At 68.3% G+C, this 22,936-nt stretch carries 11 protein-coding genes; 2 read left to right on the forward strand and 9 right to left on the reverse strand.

Annotated features, from left to right (window positions below; translation table 11 throughout):
* Nucleotides 1-15 precede the first annotated feature (15 nt).
* Both N416_RS0112990 and N416_RS0112995 read left to right on the forward strand, forming a co-directional pair.
* Nucleotides 16-3,288, forward strand: a complete 3,273-nt coding sequence (locus N416_RS0112990) for an arabinosyltransferase domain-containing protein (protein ID WP_024442541.1) — start codon at nt 16-18, stop codon at nt 3,286-3,288.
* Entirely contained in the window at nt 3,285-6,449 is a 3,165-nt protein-coding gene (locus tag N416_RS0112995) for an arabinosyltransferase domain-containing protein (RefSeq protein WP_024442542.1), read from the forward strand. The genes N416_RS0112990 and N416_RS0112995 overlap by 4 nt, the downstream gene beginning before the upstream one ends.
* An 82-nt stretch (nt 6,450-6,531) precedes the next feature.
* Here N416_RS0112995 and N416_RS0113000 read toward each other — a convergent pair whose 3' ends face one another.
* The 9 genes from N416_RS0113000 to N416_RS0113045 form a co-directional block, all read right to left on the reverse strand.
* Complete coding sequence (locus tag N416_RS0113000) at nt 6,532-7,413, reverse strand: type IV toxin-antitoxin system AbiEi family antitoxin domain-containing protein (RefSeq protein ID WP_024442543.1); 882 nt, start codon at nt 7,411-7,413, stop codon at nt 6,532-6,534.
* Nucleotides 7,414-7,452: 39 nt separating this feature from the next.
* Nucleotides 7,453-8,949, reverse strand: coding sequence for an MFS transporter (locus tag N416_RS0113005; protein ID WP_024442544.1), 1,497 nt, complete (start codon nt 8,947-8,949; stop codon nt 7,453-7,455).
* 227 nt (nt 8,950-9,176) lie between these two features.
* A complete protein-coding gene (locus tag N416_RS0113010; protein WP_024442545.1) occupies nt 9,177-10,469 on the reverse strand; it encodes a PE-PPE domain-containing protein in 1,293 nt (430 codons plus the stop codon).
* Between the two features lie 244 nt (nt 10,470-10,713).
* A complete protein-coding gene (locus N416_RS0113015; RefSeq protein WP_024442546.1) occupies nt 10,714-12,267 on the reverse strand; it encodes an acyl-CoA carboxylase subunit beta in 1,554 nt (517 codons plus the stop codon).
* A complete protein-coding gene (pks13, locus tag N416_RS0113020; protein ID WP_196805138.1) occupies nt 12,264-17,621 on the reverse strand; it encodes a polyketide synthase Pks13 in 5,358 nt (1,785 codons plus the stop codon). The genes N416_RS0113015 and pks13 overlap by 4 nt, the downstream gene beginning before the upstream one ends.
* 24 nt (nt 17,622-17,645) lie before the next feature.
* Nucleotides 17,646-19,556 (reverse strand): long-chain-fatty-acid--AMP ligase FadD32, encoded by a 1,911-nt coding sequence (fadD32, locus tag N416_RS0113025; protein ID WP_024442548.1) that lies wholly within the window; start codon nt 19,554-19,556, stop codon nt 17,646-17,648.
* Nucleotides 19,557-19,849: 293 nt separating this feature from the next.
* Nucleotides 19,850-20,812: a cutinase family protein gene (locus N416_RS0113030; protein ID WP_024442549.1), complete on the reverse strand. Its 963-nt coding sequence runs from the start codon at nt 20,810-20,812 to the stop codon at nt 19,850-19,852.
* 370 nt (nt 20,813-21,182) lie between these two features.
* Nucleotides 21,183-22,076 carry an esterase family protein gene (locus N416_RS0113040; RefSeq protein ID WP_024442550.1) on the reverse strand — a complete coding sequence of 298 codons (894 nt, stop codon included), beginning with the start codon at nt 22,074-22,076 and terminating at the stop codon, nt 21,183-21,185.
* 170 nt (nt 22,077-22,246) lie between these two features.
* Nucleotides 22,247-22,936: esterase family protein (locus N416_RS0113045; RefSeq protein WP_024442551.1), on the reverse strand; the 690-nt coding region annotated here is incomplete at its 5' end.

Below are 22,936 nucleotides of genomic sequence, written 5' to 3' on the forward strand. Positions count from 1 at the left end.
CTAACATCGAGGCTCGTGTCCTCCACCTACGATCAGCCTAAGCAGCGCTATCGGATCGCCCGGCTGATCGCGGTGGTGGCCGGCGTCACCGGCGTGCTGCTGTGCGGCATCACGCCGCTGCTCCCGGTCAAACAGACCACCGCCACCATCGCCTGGCCCCAGGGTCTCAACGCCGACGGCCACGTCAGCGACGTCACCGCTCCGCTGGTGTCCGGTGCGCCCCGCAGCCTCAACATCACCATCCCCTGTTCGGCGATGGCCACCCTGGGCGTCAACGGCGGCCTGGTGCTGTCGACCGTGCCGGCGGGCGGCGTCGACGCCACCGCGCACGGCCTGTTCGTGCGGGCCAATAAGACCGCCGTGTTCGCCGCCTATCGCGACCAGGTGGCCGCGGCCGCTCCCCGCGCCAAAATCGCTGACTGCACCGAACTGCACCTGTGGGCCAACGCGGGCGAGGTCGGCGCGGATTTCGTCGGCATCCCCGGCGCGGCCGGCACCCTGCCACCGGAGAACAAGCCGCAGATCGGCGGCGTCTTCACCGAGCTGAAGATCGGCCCGCAGCCGGGCCTGAACGCCCGCATCGACGTCGACACCCGGTTCATCACCAACCCCACCACCCTCAAGGCTGCCGTGATGGCCCTGGGCGTGCTGGCGGTGCTGGCATCGATCCTGGCCCTGGCCGTCCTGGACCGGCGGCAATGCCACCGCACCCCGCGCAGCTGGCGGCACTGTTTCAAGGCCAACCCGATCACCTGGCTGGCCGACATCGGCGTCGTCGGCACGCTGGCGCTGTGGCACGTCATCGGCGCCATCTCCAGCGACGACGGCTATAACCTCACGATGGCGCGCAACGTCGCGCACGCCGGCTACGTGGCCAACTACTACCGGTTCTTCGGCACCAGCGAGGCCCCGTTCGACTGGTACCCGGCGCTGCTGGGCCAGTTGAGCACGATCAGCACCGCCGGGGTGTGGATGCGCCTGCCCGCCACGCTGGCCGGGGTGGCCTGCTGGCTGATCATCAGCCGCCGCATCCTGCCCCGGCTGGGCCGGCTCTCCGGCAACCGGGTGGCGGTGTTCACCGCCGCGGCCATGTTCGCGGCGGCCTGGCTGCCGTTCAACAACGGCCTGCGCCCCGAACCGCTGATCGCGCTGGGCACCCTGGGAGTCTGGGTGCTGGTGGAACGCACCATCGCCACCCGACGGCTGGTGCCCACCGCGTGCGCGGTCCTGGTGGCGGTCTTCACCGCCACGCTGGCCCCGCACGGACTGATCGCACTGGCTCCCCTGCTCACCGGCTCCCGAGCCATCGGGGCGGTGATCCGCCAGCGCCGCGGCAGCGACGGCCTGCTGGCTCCACTGGCAGTGCTGGCCGCGGCCGGCTCGGTGATCGCCGTGGTGGTGTGCCGGTCCCAAACACTGGCCGCGGTCGCCGAATCGGCCCGGATCAAGTACGTGGTCGGCCCGACCATCGCCTGGTACCAGGAGTTCCTGCGGTACTACTTCCTGACCGTCGAAGAGAACGTCGACGCCTCGCTGACCCGCCGATTCGCCGTGCTGGTGCTGCTGTTCTGTATGTTCGCCATGCTGGTGGTGCTGCTGCGGCGCGGCCGGATCAACGGGGTGGCCAGCGGCCCGGCCTGGCGGCTGATCGGATCCACCGCGGTGGGCCTGCTGCTGCTGACGTTCACCCCGACCAAGTGGGCGGTGCAGTTCGGCGGGTTCGCCGGGCTGGCCGGGGCGCTGGCGGCGCTCACCGCGTTCACCTTCGCCCGGGTCGGGCTGCACAGCCGACGCAACATGACCCTGTATGTGACCGCGCTGCTGTTCCTGGTGGCCGTGGCGACCTCGGGGGTCAACGGCTGGTTCTACGTCGGCGGCTACGGGGTTCCGTGGTTCGACATCCCGCCGGTGATCGCCAGCCGCCCGGTGACCTCGATGTTCCTGGCGGCCTCGATCGCCACCGGCCTGCTGGCCGGCTGGCAGCACTTCCGGCTGGACTACGCCGGGCACACCGAGGTGACGCCCAACCGGCGCAACCGGATCCTGGCCTCCACTCCGCTGCTGATCGTGGCCAGCCTGATGGTGCTGCTGATGGTCGGCTCGATGGCCAAGGCCGCCGCGGGGCGCTACCCGGCCTACACCACCGCCCGGGCCAACGCCGACGCTCTCTTCTCCGGCCTGTCCTCCTGCGCCATGGCCGACGACGTGCTGGCCGAGCCCGACGTCAATGCCGGACTGCTGCAACCGGTTCCGGGACAGACCTACGGCGAGCTCGGCCCGCTGGGTGGTTCGGACCCGTACGGCTTCGACCCCAATGCCGTCGACGACGACCTGACCTCGCTGGCCGTCATCGCCAAGCCCGGCGTGCCCAACGCCGATGCCTCCCCCAACAAGCCCAGCGCCAACCAGAGCGACGCCGCGGGTACGGCCGGCGGCAAGATCCCCGACGACGCCCCCGACGGGGTGAACGGCTCCCGGGTGGCGCTGCCGTTCGGGCTGGACCCGGCCGTCACCCCGGTGCTCGGCTCCTATCACGAGCAGGTCGCAGCGCACGCCACCTCGGTCTGGTACCGGCTGCCGGAGCAGTCGCCGGACCGGGCCCCGATCGTCGTGGTCACCGCCGCCGGCGCCATCTGGTCGCACGGCGAGGACGGCAAGCTCGACTACGGCCAGCCGCTGAAACTTCAGTGGGGTATCACCGCCGAAGACGGCACCGTGCAGGCCCAGGGAGAGGTGGAGCCGATCGACATCGGGCCGCAGAACTCCTGGCGCAACCTGCGTTTCCCGCTGGCGTGGGCGCCGCCGGGCACCGACACCGTTCGGATCGTCGCCAACGACCCGAACCTGTCCACCGAGCAGTGGATCGCCTTCACCCCGCCCCGGGTGCCGGTGGTCAAGACCATCAGCGAGTTGATGGGCTCGCAGACCCCGGTGCTGATGGACATCGCCGTCGCGGCGAACTTCCCGTGCCAACGGCCGTTCTCCGAGCACCTGGGCATCGCCGAGCTGCCGGAGTACCGGATCATGCCCGATCACAAGCAGACCGCGGCGTCGTCGAACCTGTGGCAGTCGGCCGAGGACGGCGGGCCGTTCATGATCACCCAAGCCATGCTCTGGACCACCACCGTCCCGACCTACCTGCGCAATGACTGGTATCGCGACTGGGGTGCGGTGGAGGCCTACCACCGTCTGATCCCCGCGAAGGACGCGCCGGACGCCGTCATCGAGCAGGGCACTGTCACTGTTACCGGCTGGAGCCGGCCCGGACCGATTCGAGCACTGCCATGACGCGCGAGGTGAAACTGACCCGCTGGGTGGCCGTCGTCGCCGGCCTGGTGGGCTTCCTGCTGTCGGTGGCCACCCCGCTGCTGCCGGTGGTGCAGACCACCGCCACGCTGAACTGGCCGCAGCACGGCGAGCTGAGCAGTGTGACCGCACCGCTGATCTCGCAGACCCCGATCTCGATGACGGTGAAGGCGCCGTGCGCGCTGGTGCGCGCACTGCCCGCTGAGGGCGGCACGCTGCTGGCCACCGCGCCGGCCAAGGGCAAGGACGCCGCGCTCAACGGGCTGTTCATCACCGTCACCGAGAAGCGGGTGGACGTCACCGACCGCAACGTGGTGCTGGCCACCGCGCCGCGGGCCAAGGTGGAAGGCCCCGGCTGCACCGATATCGAGGTCACCTCGTCGCACGCCGGAACCTTCGCCACCATCGGCGGGATCACCCAGCGCTACGGCTGGCCCGACCCGAACCTGCGCCCGCAGATCGTCGGGGTGTTCACCGATCTGGCCGGTCCCGCCCCGGCCGGGCTGTCGCTGACCGCCGACATCGACACCCGGTTCTCCACCAAGCCCACGGCGCTCAAGCGGGCCGCGATCTACGCCGCCATCCTGGCCACCGTGATCGCGGTGCTGGCGCTGTGGCGCCTGGACCGGCTCGACGGGCACCGGATGCACCGGTTGATCCCGAGCCGGTGGCGATTCTTCTCGCTGGCCGACGTGGCGGTGGTCTTCGGCTTCCTGCTCTGGTACGTGATCGGCGCGAACTCCTCCGACGACGGCTACATCCTGGGGATGGCCCGGGTGGCCGATCACGCCGGCTATATGAGCAACTACTTCCGGTGGTTCGGCAGCCCCGAAGACCCGTTCGGCTGGTACTACAACCTGCTGGCGCTGATGACGCACGTGTCCGACGCCAGCATCTGGATCCGGCTGCCGGACCTGGTCGCCGGGCTGGTGTGCTGGCTGCTGCTGAGCCGCGAGGTGCTGCCCCGGTTCGGTCCCGCGGTGGCGGCCAGCAAGCCCGCGCTGTGGGCCGCCGGCCTGGTGCTGCTGGCGGCTTGGATGCCGTTCAACAACGGCCTGCGCCCCGAGGGAATCATCGCCGTCGGCGCGCTGATCACCTGGGTGTTGGTGGAGCGGGCGATCATCTCCAGCCGGCTCACCCCGGCAGCGCTGGCGATCATCTGCGCGGCCTTCACCCTGGGCATCCAGCCCACCGGGCTGATCGCGGTGGCCGCGCTGCTGGCCGGCGGCCGTCCGCTGCTGCGGATTCTGGTGCGTCGTCACCGTATTCACGGCACCTGGCCGCTGGTGGCGCCGCTGCTGGCCGCCGGAGCGGTGATCCTGACCGTGGTGTTCTCCGACCAGACCATCCGAGCGGTGCTGGAAGCCACCAGGGTTCGCACCGCGATCGGCCCCAGCCAGGCCTGGTACACCGAGAACCTGCGCTACTACTACCTGATCCTGCCGACGGTCGACGGCTCGCTGTCGCGGCGGTTCGGTTTCCTGATCTGCGCGCTGTGCCTGTTCACCGCGATGTTCATCATGTTGCGGCGCAAGCGTGTTGCCGGTGTCGCCAGCGGCCCGGTGTGGCGGCTGATGGGCGTCATCCTGGCGACCATGTTCTCGCTGATGTTCGCGCCCACCAAGTGGGTTCACCACTTCGGCCTGTTCGCGGCGGTGGCCGGAGCCATGGCGGCGCTGACCACGGTGCTGGTATCGCGACAAGTGGTGCGCTGGTCGAGAAACCGGATGGCATTCGCGGCGGCGGTGCTGTTCATCCTGGCGTTGTGTTTCGCCACCACCAACGGCTGGTGGTACGTCTCCAGCTATGGGGTGCCGTTCAACGCCGACATGCCGCGTATCGGCGGGATCACCGTCAGCACAATCCTGTTCGCCATGTTCGCGGTCGCGGCCGGTTGGGCGGCCTGGCTGCACTTCGCCCCGCGTGATCGGGGCGAGGGCCGGCTGGCCCGCGCGTTGACCGCCGCGCCCATCCCGGTGGCGGCCGGCTTCATGGTGTGCGTGTTCGTCGCCTCGATGGTGGCCGGGATCATCCGCGAATACCCGACCTACTCCAACGGCCTGGCCAATGTGCGGGCGTTCGTGGGCGGCTGCGGGCTGGCCGACAACGTGCTGGTGGAGCCGGACCCCAACGACGGTTCGCTGACGCCGCTGCCCGGGGAGTACGGCGACCTCGGACCGTTGGGCGGTGTGGACCCGGTGGGCTTCACCGCCAGCGGGGTGCCGGAGAAGGTGGTCGCCGAGTCACTGCGGATGCCGATCACCCAGCCCGGCACCGACTACGACTGGGACGCCCCCAAAAAGCTGAAGACGGCCGGAATCAACGGCTCGACCGTGCCGCTGCCCTATGGTCTGGACCCGGCCCGGATTCCGCTGGCGGGCAGCTACAGCACCGACGGTCAACAGGAGTCCAAGCTGACCTCGGCCTGGTATGCGCTGCCCCCGGCCGACGCCGGTCACCCGCTGGTGGCGGTGACCGCCGCGGGCACCATCGCCGGCAACAGTGTGCTCAAGGGCTACACCACCGGCCAGGACGTGCAGCTGGAGTACGGGGTGCCGGGTCCCGACGGCGCCCCGGTGGCCGCCGGGCGGCTGGTGCCCTACGACCTGTTCGGCGAGTGGCCGCGGATGTGGCGCAACCTGCGCTACCCGCGGGCGCAGATCCCTGCCGACGCCGTGGCGGTACGCATTGTGGCCGTGGACAAGTCGCTGAACCCGCGGGACTGGATCGCGTTCACCCCGCCGCGGCTGCCCGAGGTCAAGACCATCCAGTCCTACATCGGCTCCGACAAGCCGGTGCTGCTGGACTGGGCGGTGGGCCTGGCCTTCCCGTGCCAGCACCCGATGCTGCACGCCAACGGTGTCACCGAGGTGCCGCAGTACCGGATCACCCCGGACTACAACGCCAAGAAGCAGGACACCGACACCTGGCAGGACGGGGTCAACGGCGGGCTGCTGGGTATCTCCGACATGCTGCTACGGGCACACGTGATGGCCACCTACCTCAATTACGACTGGGGCCGCGACTGGGGCTCGCTGCGTCAGTTCGAGGTGATCACGCCGGCCACGCCCGCGGAGTTGGAGCTGGGCAGCGCGACGCGTTCGGGCTGGTGGTCACCGGGCCAGATCCGGATCAAGGCCTAGTTTTTATCCGCGAGCGTGCAGAGTTGTCCGGCATTTCCCCAGGTGAGGGTGGACAACTCTGCACGCTCACAAAGAGTAGGGGTCAGGCCACCCGGTCCAGCTGAAACCTGATCCGTCGCAGCAACTCGTAGGGCCGGTGCCGCACATCGTCGACGATCACAGCCAGCACCACCCAGCCCGCCTCCTGCAGTGCAGCCCGTCTGACCCGGTCGTAACGCAACGCACCCACTCCGCTGTGCCACTCCAGACCGTCGTATTCGACCGCGACCCGGTACGCTGGCCAGGCGAAATCCACTCGCCAGGTCCGGAAATTGCGGTCGACGATCTCGTACTGAAGCTCCGGCGCGGGTAGGCCGCCGTCGATCATCACCAGCCGCGTCTCGCTCTCCATCGGTGACTCGGCGCGCGGGTCGGCCAGCGGCAGGAGGTCACGCACCTTGACGATCTCGCGCCGGCCGGCCTGGCGCTCCGCGGCCGCCCACAGCTCCCGTTCAGTGCAGGTGCCACTGCGCAGCGCGGCGTCAAGGGTGGCCAGCGCACGCGGTCGCCATAGGCTGCGAGCCGTCTCGATCGCAGTCCAGGCCGGGGCGGTGGCGAGCCTCCCGTCGACCTCCACCAGCGGGGCGCCCTCCCGGCGGTGCACCACCAGGCCGTCGACCGGCCGGAGCTGTCTGCCTTCAGGATTCAGCACATGCAGCTCCTGGGGGCATTCCACGTCGAAGCCGTGGGTGGCGGCTGCGGTGGCCAGACAGGTCGCGACTCGACTTCCGGTCAGCAGGTCCAGGCCGCGCAGCCGCAACCCGGCGTCGGGTTCTCCGGCACCGTAGATTCCGTGCCAAAGTTGTTGCAGCTGTCCGTGTTTGACTGCGTCACGAAGCGCGCGCCGACTCAGATGGTTGAGGGCCTGGCCGCAGGTGACGACGCCGCCCTGGTGTGCCAACAGCTCGCGGAGGTCTGGGTTCATGGGCGCCTATCGTCGGCGCCGGTACCCCATCCCGCCCAGTCACCCTGCCGCGGCGCTGTGGATAATCCCTGCTCCTTCGCCCACCGTGCAGATTTGTCCGCCCCGACCTGGGGAAACACCGGACGGTTGTGCACGCTCGCGGGAGAGGGACGCCAAGTCCCGCAGCTCGCGCTCGAGTTCGCCCTGCACACCGGGGATGCCGGTGCCGCGCAGGGAGCACCCGAGGGTCTCCGGTAGGAACCGCAGGGCGACCAACCCGAGCACCGCGGCGGCCACCAGATATGCCGCCGGAAAGAGCTGCCATCCGGTGTGCTCGATGACCGAGTCGGCCAGCACCGGCGCGGTGCCGCCGAAGACCGCGACCGCCGCGTTGTCGGCGATCGCGAAGCCCGCATAGCGGACCTGGGTGGGGAACATCGCCGGGAACGTCGCCGCCACGGTTGCCAGCGGCGCCGCGAACAGCACACTGAGCACGGTGAATCCGATCAGCGCGCAGGCGAATCCCTGGCCCATCAGCCAGTACATCGGCAGCGCCAACACGATGAACCCGACCAGCGAGCCGCGCCACAGAGGTTTTCGACCGATCCGGTCCGACCAGGCGCCCGCGAACGGGATGCAGGCCATCATGGCCAGTTCCCCGACCAGCACCACCGCCGTCCTGCTGCGCTCGTCGAGGCCGGCGGTGGCGTGCAGATAGGTCGGCTGGTAGGTCACCAGGGTGTAGTCGATGATGTTCAGCGCGACCAGCAGGGCGAACGTCACCAGGATCGGTCGGGTGTAGTTGGTCAGCAGGTCGACCAGTCGGTCCCAAGCCGATCCCTTGATCGCATCGCAGGCGACGCATTCGGCGAACACCGGCGTCTCGGGCATCCGGCTGCGCAGCACCAACCCCAGCACGCCTAACGGCAGGGCCAGCAGGAACGGAACACGCCAACCCCAGGCGGCCATCTGGTCGTGGCTGAGCATCGCCTCCAGCGCCAACACGACGGCACTGCCCAGGACAAAACCACCGACAGCGCCGAACTCCAGGAAACTGCCATAAGTCCCGCGTTTGTGGTCGGGCGCGCTCTCGGCCATGAACGTCGCCGCGCCGCCGTATTCACCACCGGTGGAGAATCCCTGCACCACTCGCAGGGCGATCAACAGCCCCGGCGCCCACCACCCCGCCGTGGCGTAGGTGGGCAACACGCCGATCAATGTCGTCGCCACCGCGATCAGCAGGATGGTCGCGACCAGGACCGACTTGCGCCCGAACCGGTCTCCGATCGGGCCCCAGATCATGCCGCCCAGCGGCCGAAGCACGAAGGAGACCGCGAAGCCGAGCATGGTCCCGAGGTTGCCGAGCATGTCCGGAAAGAACGCCTCGGTCAGATAGGTTGCCACGACGGCATATACGCCGTAGTCATACCATTCGGTCGCGTTGCCGATGGCTGATGCCGCAATCGCCTTGCGCAGCAGCCGTTTACGTTCATCTGACGCACTTCGCGGATGCCGCGCCTGCGACGCCGACGGCCTCGCCGGTAGCAGCAGACTCATCGAGCCTCGCCGCCAGGGCATACGCTTACAGCACGCACGGCGTCCCCCTCGTCACGCCCCCGACGATTCACACGGCGATCCGTTCAGCCGGAATCACCTTCCAGCCCCGCAGAATTGGAACATCGGCGGCTAGCCCATCGTGGGATCGCCTGGGGTAAACGATAAATGGTTTGCGACAGATGTGACTGGCGTTGCTGAAGCGTTACGCAACACTTATCCGTCCGAGACTAGGAGGCGGCTTCCCAGTAAGCAGGATCGAAGTATTGACCGACCAACGACTCCCACATCATGTTGGTCAGGCCGTTGAGCATCTCGCTCACCGTCGGGTCCTCACCTGGGGCAGCACCCACGCCAACCATCGCTGCGAGCAATCCGTCCAGTGCGGCGTTGTCGAGCATGTCCACCTGCACGTAGGTCTGGGGGTCGAAGATATCGGTGACGAAGGCGCCCACGCCGGTCATCGCCGCCGCAAACAGCGCGTTGCTCACCTCGTTCCAGTCGAGGTCGGGCATGACGTCCGTCGCCATCGTCGGGACATCCGCGGGGCCGTCGTTCCATCCATGATCGATGCTGCCGTAACCCAGGTTCACCAGGATCCGCATGACCGGCTCCAGCAGGTCATAGATCGGCTTTCCGGTGATCGGGACGAACAGCAGCGGGTACAGCAGCGGAAGGTACTCGCTGGGGATCACATACGAGTTGATCATGCTGTCCGGGCTCGACTCCAGCAGGACGGCGTCCGCGATCTGTTCGGGCGTCAAGCCGAGGTACGCAATGTGCTGGATGGCCATACCCATGACCGCGTTCAGGCTCGACAGCGGGTTCATGAAGTACTTTGGGAAGTCCGCGTAGCCGTCGTACTCCAAGGTGTAGATGTCGGTGCGGTACAGATCGTTCGGGGTCGCGTTACCGAGCGTCACGCCCTCTTTCGCCATGTTCTCGGCGATGCCCGGATAATCCGCGAAGCCGACCAGCAAGCCACCGTTCGGATTCGCCGAATCACCGATCAGCACGAAGCGCACCGCCGAACTCGGCACGCCGGCCTCGTCGAGCTGCTGCATCGTCAGAGTCGTGAGGGCGGCGCTCTGCGAGTAACCGAAGACCGTCACCGGGCTGTCCTCGCCCGCCTTGCCTTCGTCGATCAGGGTCAACACTCTGTCGGTCAGTATCTTCGCGCCCTTGGCCATGGACTCGTCCAGCAGGTAGGCCTCCTGCGGAGTGGTCAGCACCTCAAGTCGGCCATCGAACCCGTTCGGCTGCAGAAAGAGAGAGGAGACCGTATCGGCGAACTGCTGGCTCGGCGTCGGCATCATGCTGGGGCCCATGATCAGCGCAACGCCAGAGTTGGCGAGGGAGCCGGCGTCGGCGGCCGACAGCAGGACCCCGGCGTGGTCGGGAGCCGACGTCAACGGCGCGAACTGGGGGGCGCCGACGATACCGCCGAGCAGCACGACGGCGGCTAATGCAGCTCGCAGGCCGGGCTCGCGGTGACTGATCCGTGCCGCGACTGCATCAAACATCCAGGGTTCCTCGCCACATTCTCGAGGCCGCCACATCAGTGGGGCGTTGTTGAATGTGGATGATTTCAATCACACTCTGTTATGTCAAATTTAGGTTCACTAATCTGGAAACGCGCCCTTACCAGGAAAAGTTGGCGCGCACCCTGAGAGCGCAGGCCACCTATTGTTCCCACAACCTGAGTCGCAGCTGAGCGGGTTAAGGGTAGGGACCCGCGCGCCTACGACAGAGTGCGGAGGGTGTGGCCTAGATCGGCAGCAGGCCGTGCTTGCGCTGCACCTTCGGGAAGTTCTGCTTGTCCCGCAGCAGACGCAGCGATTTACGCAGCAACAACCGGGTCTCGTGCGGCTGGATCACCGCGTCGATGTAGCCCCGCTCAGCGGCAGTCCACGGGATCGCCATGTTCTCGTTGTAGCCGTCGATGAAGTCCTGCTTGATCTTCTGCACCTCCGGCGCGGTCGGATCCGGGAAGCGCTTCACCAGCAGTTGGGCCGCGCCGTCGGCGCCGATCACCGCGATACGTGCGGTCGGCCAGGCGAAGTTCAGATCCGCGGACAGCTGCTTGGAGCCCATCACCGCGTAACCACCGCCGTAGGCCTTGCGGATGATCACCGTCACCTTCGGCACGTCGGCCTCGACGATGGCGTTGAAGAATCGGCCACCACGCTTGATGATCCCGTTCTTCTCCTCCGATACCCCGGGCATGGCGCCAGGAGTGTCGACGACGAAGACCAGGGGCAGGTTGTAGGAGTCGCAGAAGCGGATAAAGCTGGCCGCCTTGTCCGACGCCTCGGTGTCGACCGCACCGGACATGAACATGGGCTGGTTGGCGATCACCCCGACCGGGTGGCCGTCGACCCGGGCGAACGCGGTGATCATGGCCTGGCCGCGCTGTTCGGCGATCTCGAAGACGTCACCGTCGTCGAAGATCCGCAGCAGGATCTCGTGCATGTCGTAGGCCACGTTGTCCGCGTCCGGAACGATCGAATCCAGCTCCAGGTCGTGCGGGGTGATCTCCGGCTCCAGACCGGGGTTGACGATCGGCGCGTCGTCGAAATGGTTGGCCGGCAGGAACGACAGGTAGTCACGCACGTAGGCGAACGCCGCCGCCTCGTCGTCGACCACCTTGTGGATGTTGCCGCGCTGCGCCTGCACGTCGGCGCCGCCGAGCTCGTCGAAGCTGACGTCCTCGCCGGTGACGTCCTTGATCACATCCGGTCCGGTGATGAACATGTAACCCTGATCGCGCACAGCCACCAACAGGTCGGTCTGGATCGGCGAATACACCGCTCCCCCAGCGCATTTGCCCAGGATGATGGAGATCTCCGGCACCAGACCGCGCAGCATCTCGTGGCGCCGGCCCAGCTCGGCGTACCAGGCCAGCGACGTCACCGCGTCCTGGATTCGCGCGCCCGCGGAGTCGTTGATGCCGATGATCGGGCAGCCGACCATGGCCACCCATTCCATCAGCTTGGCCACCTTGCGGCCGAACATCTCGCCGACCGAGCCCTGGAACACGGTCTGGTCGTGACTGAACACACCGACCGGCCGGCCGTTGATCCGGCCGTGGCCGGTGACCACGCCGTCGCCGTAGAGCGCGTTGGGGTCGCCGGGGGTCTTGCACAGCGCACCGATCTCCAAGAAGCTGCCCGGGTCCAGCAGCGCATGGATGCGCTCGCGGGCGCTCGGGATGCCCTTCTTGGCACGCTTGGCGACGGCCGCCTCACCGGCGGGTTCCTTGGCCAGCTCCAGTTTTTCGCGCAGTTCGGCCAGCAGTTCGGCGGTGGTCTTGTTACTCACTGCTCTCCCTGGATCCGGTTGATCGCCGCACTCATGTGGGCGCCCACCTTGGCAATGTACGGCTCGTCGATCACCTGAACATGCTCGCCCCCGATCGGAACGATTTCCAGGTCCTTGACGTATTCGCCCCAGCCGCCGTCGGGCTTGCGGGTCGCGTAGGCGGGCTCGAACACGATGGCGTCATCGTGGTAGCGGTCCGCCATGTACAGCGCGACATAGCCGTCGTAGGGCTGGTATTCGGCGGTGTCCAGTGCCCGGTTGTCCAAGTAGGACGTGCGCTGGTGCTCGATGATCCCGCCGGGGATCTGCACCCCACTCTGGGCCACCACATCCATCACGAAACGGACCTGACCCTCGTCGTCGAGCTTCTCCAGCTCCTCGTAAGGGATCTCGGGAACCTCGACGTTGAAGGTGCGCTCGGCGAACCGCGCGTAGCGGTCCCAGCGGGCGCGCATGCCTTCCTTGCTCTGGTCGATCGGCTCGCCGGGCATCACCGCATCGATCAAACCGACGTAGCGCACGTCGGCACCGGACTGCTTCAGCCCGATGGCACACGCGTAGGCCATCGCCCCGCCCAGCGACCAGCCGGCCAGCAGGAACGGCCCGTCGTGCAACTCCAGCAGCTTGGGCACGTACTCCGCGGCGCGCTCCTCGATGGAACCCTCCACCCGTTCGATGCCGTAGACGGGCGTGTCGGCGGGCAGGCGCTTCATCAGCGGCTCATAGACCACCGTCGATCCACCGGCCGGGTGGAACACGAACAGCGGAACCTTGTTCGAGCCTTCAGGTTTGGCGCGCAGGGTCCGGACGAATCCGTCCACCACGCCGTCCTCCAGCTGATCGCGGACGATCGTCGCCAGGGCCTCGATGGTGGTCGCCGACTTCACATCGTCGGTCGAGATGATGCCCTCGGCACGCTCGGACAGCCGCTCGGCCATCTTGGTCGCGGTGTCGTCATCGAGAGCCGGCAGTTCGTTGAAGATGCCGCCCGGCGACTTACCGGTGACGATCGCCCAGGTGGCGAACGTGACCCGCTCGGCGGCGTCACGCGGTGGCACGTCGGCGCCCAGCGCCTCGGTCACCGCCTCCTGGGTGAGCACCTTGGCGGCCGCGGCCGCGGCGGTCTTGGTGCTGACGCCGCTCGACTCGGCACCCGGGCCTTCGGGATTGGTGGGTGGCGGTGGGATCGGCGCGCCCCCCGGACCGGCCGGGTTATTCGGCGGCGGCGGGATCGGGATGTCCGAAGCGGGCGGCTCCGCCGGTGCCGCTTGCGTTTCCGGTTCGGCCTGCGGGTCCGGAGCCTCAGCGGTGACCGTCGTCGTGTTGGCGCCCGAGATCAACGCGGCCTGCTCGGCGGCGATCTCCTCGGGCGTCTGGGTCTTCTGGTGTTCGTGCAGCGCCTCGACCTCGTCGCGGTGCTCGACCGCGTAGCGGATCATCTCCTCGACGTTGTAGAGGTTCGCGTCGCGGACCGCGGTCAGCTGGATCGGCGGCAGGTCGAAGTCGTATTCGACCCGGTTCTTGATCCGCACCGCCATCAGCGAATCCAGACCCAGCTCGATCAGCGGAACCTCCCACGGCAGGTCCTCGGGCTCGTAGCCCATGGCACCGCCGACGATCGTGCCCAACCGGTCTGCGATGGTCTCGCCGGATTCCGGCGACCACTTGGCGAAGTTCGCCGCCAGGCCCGCCCCTGCGGTGAGGTTGTCGTGCAGGATCGCGGCGTCGTCGACGGCTTCCTCAACGGCCGCAACGGAAGTGGTCGCGGACTCGGCCACCGCGGTGCCCGCACCGACGGCGACCGGCAACACTCCGGCGGCCCCGCCACGCGACACCAGTGCGTCGTAGACCAGCGTGAACGATTCGCCGATGCGCGCGTGCACCTGCACGGCCGCGCCGCCCGGGTGCCGAGTCAGCGTCGTCACCAGGCGAGAACCCTCACCGGGCACCGCCCGCTGTTCGGAGGCCACCAGAGTCGAGTCCGGAATAACCGTTGCGGCAGCGGCTTTGACCAGGGCGGCCAAGTCGGTCTCGCCGCGACCGGCGTACTCGAAGACGTGCCGACCGTCCGGGGTCGCGACGTGCGAGCCGGGCATGACACCGGTGGCGTCGCCGGAGAAGCGGGCGTCAAGCCAGTGCGGCTTGCGCCTGAAGTGCGTCGGCGGGATGTTGGCGAACTCCGCCGGGCTGACCGGACCTTGCACCTCGCGCGGGAAAAGGGTGCGGAAGTCGAGGTCGTGGCCGAAGACGTAGAGCTGGGCCATCGCCATGGTCATGGCGTCCACGTCGTCGGTCTTGCGTGCCAACGTCGCGATCAATTGGGCATCGTGCAGCCCCGCGCTGGCCGTCGTCAGACCCACCTGCATGAGCGCGACCGGGTTCGGAGCCAGCTCCAGGAAGGTGGTGTAGCCGTTGTCGACGGCATTGCGGACCCCGTGGGTGAAGTAGACGCTGTGGCGCATCCCCTTCTTCCAGTAGTCCACATCGTGGATCGGCTCGCCGCCGGGCTTGACGTAGCTGCCCTCGTGGACGGTGGAGAAGATGCCGATCTTCGGGGTGTGCGGCTCGATGCCCTGCAACTCCGCGGAGAACTCGCCCAGCAGCGGGTCCATCTGCGAGGTGTGGCCGGCGCCCTTGGTCTGCAGCTTGCGGGCGAAGCGGCCCTCGGACTCGGCGCGCGCGACGATCTCGTCGATCTGTTCGGGCGGGCCGCCGATCACGGTCTGGGTGGGGGCGGCGTAGACGCACACCTCCAGGCCGGGGAAGTCGGCGAACACCGTGTTGAGTTCCTCGGCGGAGTATTCGACCAGCGCCATGAACCGGATGTACTCGCCGAACAGCATCGCCTCGCCCTCACCCATCAGGTGGGCGCGCGAGCAGATCACCCGGGTGGCGTCGGCCAGCGACAGACCGCCGGAGAAGTACGCCGATGCCGGCTCGCCCAGTGACTGGCCGATGACGGCGGTCGGGCGGGCGCCGTGGTGCTTGAGCACCTCGCCGAGCGCGATCTGGATGGCGAAGATGGCGATGTTGGACGTCTCGATGCCGTAGTCGTGCGAGTCGTCGAGGATCAGCTCCAGCACCGAGTAGCCGCGCTCGTCCTGGACGTGGGCGTCGACCTTCTCGATCCACTCGGCGAAGATCGGGTCGCGCAGGTAGAGGTTCTTGCCCATCTTGCGGTGCTGCGCGCCGAAGCCGGCCATCACCCAGACCGGCCCGTTGGTGACCGGGCCGTCGGCGGAGTAGACGTTCGGCTTCTGCTTGCCCTCGGCCACCGCCCGCAGGCCGGCGATGGCCTCGTCGTGGTCGTGGGCCAGCACCACGGCGCGCGAACGGCCGTGGTTGCGCCGCGACAGCGACCGGCCGATCGACGTCAGCGGGGTGGCGCGGCCCTCTTCGCTGTCGATCCAGTCGGCCAGCTCGGCCGCGGCAGCCTTCTTGCGGGAGGTCAGAAACGCCGAGATCGCCAGGGGGATCAGCGGTTGCACGGGCTCTTGCGCCGCCAGCTCGGCCAGCGCCTCGTCGCGCAGCCGTAACGCCTCATCGGTCAGGCCGGGCAACTCATACTCCGGCTCGTCGCCGTAGCCGTGCGCGCTGTCAGGCTGAATGAACTCGCCGTACTCGTCGAAGCGCGGGGCTTCGTACTCGATCTCGGGTTCCGAAGCCTCCTGGGCGACGGGCGCTTCGGTCTCGTCCTTTTCCGGGGCTTCCTTTTCCACCACGTCGCGGGGCAGCACCTCACGCACCACCAGGTGCGCGTTGGCGCCACCGAAGCCGAATCCGGACACCCCGGCCACCGCATAGCCGCCGTAGCGCGGCCAGTCGGTGGCGGTGTCGGCGACCTTCAGGTGCGTGCCGGCGAAGTCGATGTAGGGGTTGGGCCCGGCGTAGTTGATCGACGGGGGGATCTTGTCGTGCTGCATGGCGAGCACGATCTTGGCCAGGCTGGCCGCGCCGGCGGCCGACTCCAGGTGTCCCACATTGGATTTCACCGCGCCCAGCAGCGCGGGCTTGTCCGCGGCGCGGCCACGGCCGACCACCCGGCCCAGCGCCTCGGCTTCGATCGGGTCACCCAGGATGGTGCCGGTGCCGTGCGCCTCGATGTAGTCCACGGTGCGCGGGTCGATGCCGGCGTTCTTGTAGGCCTTGCGCAGCACGGCGGCCTGCGCGTCCGGGTTGGGCGCCAGCAGGCCGTTGGACCGGCCGTCGTGGTTGACCGCGGAGCCGGCGATCACCGCGAGGATCTGGTCGCCGTCGCGACGCGCGTCGTCCACCCGCTTGAGCACCAGCACGCCGCCGCCCTCGGCACGGGAGTAGCCGTCGGCGTCGGCCGAGAACGACTTGATCCGGCCATCGGGCGACAGCACCCCGCCGACCTCGTCGAAACCGACCGTCACCAGCGGGGTGACCAACGCGTTCACGCCGCCGACCAGCGCCACGTCGGCTTCGCCGTTGCGCAGCGCCTGCACACCGGCGTGCGCGGCGACCAACGACGACGAGCAGGCGGTGTCGACGGTGACCGACGGGCCACGGAAGTCATAGAAGTAGCTCACCCGGTTGGCGATGATCGAGCTCGAGTTACCGGTGATGGCATACGGGTGGGTGATGCTCGGATCCGACAACGCCAGGTTCTGGTAGTCGCCGTTGGTCGAACCCATGTAGACCGCGACCGCTTCGCCGCGCAGGCTCGAGGCCGGGATGCGGGCGTGCTCCAGCGCCTCCCAGGTCAGCTCGAGCGCCATCCGCTGCTGCGGGTCGACGTTGTCGGCTTCCATCTTCGACAGCGCGAAGAACTCGGCGTCGAAGCCCTTGATGTCCGACAGGTAGCCACCGCGGGTGCGCGCCTTCTTGACGCGTTCGGCAACCCGGGGCTCCTCCATGAACTCCGACCAGCGCCCTTCGGGCAGGTCGGTGATGGCGTCGAATCCCGCCAGCAGCTTCTCCCAGGTCTCCTCGGGAGAGTTCATGTCGCCCGGGAAGCGGGTGGCCAGGCCGACGACCGCGATGTCGGCGACGTCGGCGTCCCGCGACCAGTCCTCGGAATCGTCAGCCCCGCTTTCCAGCACCGGCTCGCCCTCGACGATCACCGTGGCCAGCGCCTCGATCGTCGGGTGCCGGAACGCCACCGTCGCCGACAGCGTCACGCCGGTGAAGTCCTCGATGTCGGACGCCATCGCCACCGCGTCACGCGAGGACAGGCCCAGTTCGATCAGCGGGGCGGTCTCGTTGATCTTGTCCGGCGACTGGCTGGTGGCCTTGGCCACCCAGTCGCGTAGCCAGGTCCGCATCTCGGCGACGGTCAGGTCGGTGCGGCTGGTGCCGCGCAGGGTTGCGTCGTCGCCGTCGCCGGTCATCTGCGGAGCCTCGCTCATCTGGGGTTAGACCTCGTCGGGGTAGGCGTTCGGGCCGGTGGTGCCGCCGCGCAGGCTGCCGTCCAGGTAGGCGGCCCGGCAGGCGCGGCGACCGATCTTGCCGCTGGAGGTACGCGGGACGGTGCCCGCCGACACCAGCAGCACGTCACGCACGGTCACGCCGTGGCGCACCGCGATCGCCGCCCGGATGTCGTCGGCGATCGGTTGATATTCCAGCTTGTGGGCGCCCGGAGCGCGCTCGGCGACGATCACCAGCTGCTCGGAGCTGTCCTCGGGGTCGAACTTCAGCCCGGAGTGCGGGTTGTCGAAGGCCGACTGGGGCAGCTGGTTGGCCGGCACCGAGAACGCCGCGACGTAGCCGGCGCGCAGCGCCCGGCTGGCCTCCTGCGCGGAGTACTCCAAGTCCTGCGGGTAGTGGTTGCGGCCGTCCACGATCACCAGGTCCTTGACGCGACCGGTGATGTAGAGGTCGTCCTTGTAGTAGGCGCCGTAGTCACCGGTGCGCACCCAGAAGCCGTTCTCGTCGGAGCCCTCGGCCCGCGACGGAGTGGTGCGCGACTTGAGCACGTTGTGGAAGGTGTCGGCCGTCTCCTGCTCACGGTTCCAGTAGCCGACGCCCATGTTGTTGCCCTGCAGCCAGATCTCGCCGATCTGGCCGTCGGGCAGCTCGGCGCCGGTCTCGTAGTCGACGATCACCGCCCACTGGTCCACGGACACCCGGCCGGCCGAGGCCTGGCTGACCGCGTTGGGGGCGTCGGCGGGAACCTCGACGAACCGGTTGCCGTTGTTGAGCTCCTCGCGGTCGACGTAGACCACGCGCGGTCCCTCGTCGGGCGGGGTGGTGGAGACGAACAGGGTGGCTTCGGCCAGACCGTAGGACGGCTTGATCGCCTCTTCACGGAAACCGTACGGGCCGAAGGCCTCATTGAACTTGCGCACCGAGGCCGCCGACACCGGCTCGCTGCCGTTGAGGATGGCCCGGACGTTGCTCAGGTCCAGCGGCGGGTCGCCCTCCTTGGGCAGGCCGCGCGCGGCGGCGTGCTCGAAGGCGAAGTTCGGGGCCACCGAGAAGCACTCACCGGTCTCGCCTTCCTTGCGAGCCATCTCCTTGATCCACCGGTAGGGCCGGCGCACGAACGCCGCCGGAGTCATGAAGGTGAACTGCTGGCCCATCACGCACGACAGCAGGATGGTGACCAGGCCCATGTCGTGGAAGAACGGCAGCCAGGTGACGCCCCGGTCGCCCTCGCGGCCCTTGAGCGCGTCCAGCAGCTGGACGACGTTGGTGGGCAGGTTCAGGTGGCTGATCTTCACCCCGGTCGGGGTGCGGGTGGAGCCGGAGGTGTACTGCAGGTAGGCGACCGCGGACCGGTCTGCCTCGGGCATGACCCAGGTCGACCCCACCTCGTCGGGCACCGCGTCGACCGCGATCACACGCGGCCGGGCGTTGGCCGGGCGGCTGCGGAAGAACTTCCGCACACCCTCGGCGGAGTCGGTGGTGGTCAGCACCGCCGACGGGGTGCAGTCGTCGAGCACCGCGTGCAGCCGGCCCACGTGGCCCGGCTCGCCCGGGTCGAACAGCGGCACGGCGATGCGGCCGGAGTACATGATCCCGAAGAACGACACCAGGTAGTCCAGGTTCTGCGGGCACAGGATCGCCACCCGGTCGCCGGGCTCGGTCACCTGCTGCAGCCGGGCACCCAGTGCGCGGTTGCGGGCGCCGAAGTCGGCCCAGGAGATCTCACGAGCTACGCCATCGCGCTCGGTGGAGTAGTCCAGGAAGCGGTAGGCCACCTTGTCGCCGCGCAGCGCAGCCCAGCGCTCGACGGTGCGCACCAAGTTGGCGTTGTCCGGGAACCGGATCTTGCCGTCCTTGACGAACGGGTTGTGGTAATTGGCCTGTGTTGCCGGGGCCATGCAAAATCTCCTGTCGCGAACATGCGTGCTCATCAGCTGCCGGGCGCGTGTGGCCACGCCGCTGCGTTACATCGCGCGGGCCCGGGACCTCACAGATGGTAGTGGTTGCCTGCACCCCGACGACGCGCTGCTGCCCCGCGGCCACGGACCGCCGCTCTTAAATTGCTCTTAATGTTAGAGGTCGGTGCGGTCCATGCCAAATCAAACGGTACCGCGTGTGTCGCCGGTCTCCAGGTCACAAGGCGGTCCCAGCTTCGCCTCTCCTTCGTCGAGCCTCCCTGAACCGCCGGGTCTCAGCCGTGCGGCGGGCGTGGCGCGTTGTCGACCAGGTCACGTGCCCAGTTCAGCGTCCACTGGGTGGCGGACAGCCCGTCGTGGTCCCAGAACTCGGTGGTGCCGTACAGCGCGTGCACCGGTTGGCCCGCTCCGCCCGCCAGTGTCTCCAGGGTGGCGGGCAGTTTGCCGATACTGAACGCCTCTTGCGGCGCGGCGCAGATCAAATCACCGCGCGCGCAGATCTCGTTGGTGCGCTGGGCGAGATCGCCGAATCCGCCGTCGCGCGCACCGGTCATGGTCAGTCCCATTCCCGACAGGATCGGCAGTTCGTGCAGGGTGACCTCGGCACCTTGTCCCGGCGGGGTGGGTGGTACGTCGATACCGCTGCCCGGCCCGACTTGGCGCCGGCCGTCGGCGATCAGCGTCACGCCCAGCACCAGGTCCTCGTCGACCGGACCGCGGCCATTACCGATGTCGCTGGCGACATCTCCGGCGATCACCGCACCCTGCGAAAAACCGATCAGCACGTAGCTGGTCAGCGGGCAGCGGTCGTTCATCTCGGTCAGCGCCTTGACGGTGGCGCGGGTGCCTTCGGCCCGGCTGTCGTTGTAGCTCATCTGCTTATCGGCCGACAACGGATTGTGGAACTGCGCGGTGTAGGGAACCGTGTAGGTCTGCACCCGAGACGAATCGAACTGCCCGGCGATCGGGCGGGTGACGGTGAGCAGCAGCGCTATGGGGAACTGAGTGGGGTTCAGCGGGTCATCGCTGGGCGAGGTCTCCCAGGTGCCGGGTACCGACACCAGCTGCACATCCGGGCAGCTGGCGTCCTGGTAGGCCGGGCGTGGCTTCTTGGTCCGCGTCGGCACCGAACTGGTCGACGGGACGCCCGCTCCGGGCTGCTCCGCGAGCGGGGGTGAGGCCGGGCGCCGAATCCAGATCACCACTGCGACGATCACCAGCGCCACCACGAGCGCCATGGCGCCGGCGGCGATCCAGGCGAGGACGCGGCGGCGGCCAGCCGGGGACTTGCGAGGAGATTTCGCGGATTTGCGCGGGGTTCTCGATGTTTTCTTCTTGGCCATATCGCCTTTCACGGTACAGATCGGCGACGGCAGACACTGACTCTGCGTCCAGGGCGGTACCTACCCGCGGTTTCCCGCCGTAGACGCAGTGTCAGCGCACTGTGCTGATGGCGCGGACCCGCTTCGACCGGCTGGCGCCGCCCTCGCGATCCGCGCTAACTAGCGGATTGCTCGGCCTAAGCGCGATCCCGCGTCGCCTGGCTGACGCCGCGCTAGCGGATCGCTCGGCCTAAGCGCAATCCCGCGTCGCCCGGCTGACGCCGCGCTAGCGGATCGCGCCGACGATGTCGCCGACCATGGCGCCCAGCTGCGACGCCCACGATCCCCAGCCGTTGTCACCGGCAGAGAAGTCGAAATGCCCGTTCTTGCCGCGCACCTGCCGGTACTGCGAGTTGAAGTACCGCCCACTGCCGGCGGCCTGCGCCGGGTCACCGATCATCGCGGCCGGGTTGGAGGCGCCGCCCAGCGGGGCGTAGACCCAGACCCGGGTGTTGTTCTGCGCCAGCAGGGTGGCGTGCACGGTCGGGTCGTGCCACTTCCAACGGCCGAGCTGGGGCGCGCCCCACATGCCGTAGGGGTCCACCCCGCCGAAGTTCTGCAGGCCCGCGGCGATGACACCGCCCTCGGTGGTGTTGGCCGGCCCCAAGAAGCCCGACATCGAGCCGGCGAAGCCGAACCGGTCGGGGTGGAAGGTGGCCAGCGCCAGGGCCCCGTAGCCGCCCTGCGACGCGCCGACCACGGCGTGACCGCCCGGCGCCAGGCCCCGGTTGGCCGCCAGCCAGTCCGGCAGCTCACTGGACAAGAAGGTGTCCCACTGCTTGCTGCCGTCCTGCTCCCAGTTGGTGTACATGCTGTAGGCACCGCCGGCCGGAGCGACCACCGAGACACCCTTACCGGCCAGCGTGTTCATCGCGTTGCCCGCGGTCACCCAGTTGCTCAGCTCGGGGTGGGCGTCGAACGCGTCGAGCAGGTACACCGCGTGCGGTCCCTGGTTGAGGAATGCCACCGGAATGTCGCGGCCCATCGACGGCGACGGGACCATCAGGTTCTCGAACTGTGCGGCGTGCGCGCCCGGGCTCACGATTGCGCCGCCTCCCCACAACCCCAGCATCAGCACGGCCACGCACAACGCCCGCAGCAACTTCGACAGTCCGCTCATATCCACCTCGCTCGTCGGCACAGATTCTCCGATGTTTCCACCCGCTGGTCACGCGCCCTGACCCCGGGGGGTAGTCAATCACACGGCACTCGCAAGCAGGGCGGGAAACGACCGACGGCGGCGACCCATCAGGTCGCCGCCGTCGGCGGTACATCTTCAGCGTTGGGAGACTACTCGCCCGAGCTGCTGCTGGCGCCGCCTCCCGGCGTGGCGCCCAGGTGGCTCTGCAGGTCAGGCTTCATGGCCTGCAGCTGCTGACCCCAGTACTCCCAGCTGTGGGTGCCGTACTCCGGGAAGTTGAAGATCGCGTTGTTGCCACCGGCCGCGGTGTAGAGCTCCTGGAACTTCTTGTTCGCACCGATCATGAAGTTCTGCTCGAGGAACACGGCGGGGATGTTGTCGCCGCCCAGCTCGTTGGCCTTGCCGTTACCGCAGAAGACCCACAGGCGGGTGTTGTTGGCCACCAGCTTGTCGACGTTGACCGTCGGGTCGTTGCGCAACCAGGCCGGGTCGTTGTCGTCGCCCCACATGTCGTTCTTCTTGTAGCCGCCGGCGTCGCCCATGGACAGGCCGATCCAGCCCTTACCGGTGGACGGGTTCAGGTAACCCGACAGCGAGCCGGCGTAGGTGAACTGGTTGGGGTGGTAGATCGCCAGCGTCATCGCCGACGAACCGGCCATCGACAGGCCGACCGCGGCGTTGCGACTCTGGCTCACGCCGTACTCCGAGGCCAGGTAGGCCGGCAGCTCGCTGGTGAGGAAGGTCTCCCACTTGTAGGTGGAGCAGCCCGCCTTGCCGCAAGCCGGCTTGTACCAGTCGCTGTAGAAGCTGGACTGGCCGCCGACCGGCATGATCACCGA

It is taken from the genome of Mycobacterium sp. UM_WGJ, assembly GCF_000455125.1.
Taxonomy (GTDB): domain Bacteria; phylum Actinomycetota; class Actinomycetes; order Mycobacteriales; family Mycobacteriaceae; genus Mycobacterium.

Bases quoted from the DNA above. Each gene is read 5' to 3' on its own strand.
- N416_RS0113030 (WP_024442549.1), bottom strand. From the start codon at position 20,812: ATGGCGCTCGTGGTGGCGCTGGTGATCGTCGCAGTGGTGATCTGGATT.
- fadD32 (WP_024442548.1), bottom strand. From the start codon at position 19,556: ATGGCCCCGGCAACACAGGCCAATTACCACAACCCGTTCGTCAAGGAC.
- N416_RS0113040 (WP_024442550.1), bottom strand. From the start codon at position 22,076: ATGAGCGGACTGTCGAAGTTGCTGCGGGCGTTGTGCGTGGCCGTGCTG.
- pks13 (WP_196805138.1), bottom strand. From the start codon at position 17,621: ATGACCGGCGACGGCGACGACGCAACCCTGCGCGGCACCAGCCGCACC.
- N416_RS0113005 (WP_024442544.1), bottom strand. From the start codon at position 8,949: ATGAGTCTGCTGCTACCGGCGAGGCCGTCGGCGTCGCAGGCGCGGCAT.
- N416_RS0113010 (WP_024442545.1), bottom strand. From the start codon at position 10,469: ATGTTTGATGCAGTCGCGGCACGGATCAGTCACCGCGAGCCCGGCCTG.
- N416_RS0112995 (WP_024442542.1), top strand. From the start codon at position 3,285: ATGACGCGCGAGGTGAAACTGACCCGCTGGGTGGCCGTCGTCGCCGGC.
- N416_RS0113000 (WP_024442543.1), bottom strand. From the start codon at position 7,413: ATGAACCCAGACCTCCGCGAGCTGTTGGCACACCAGGGCGGCGTCGTC.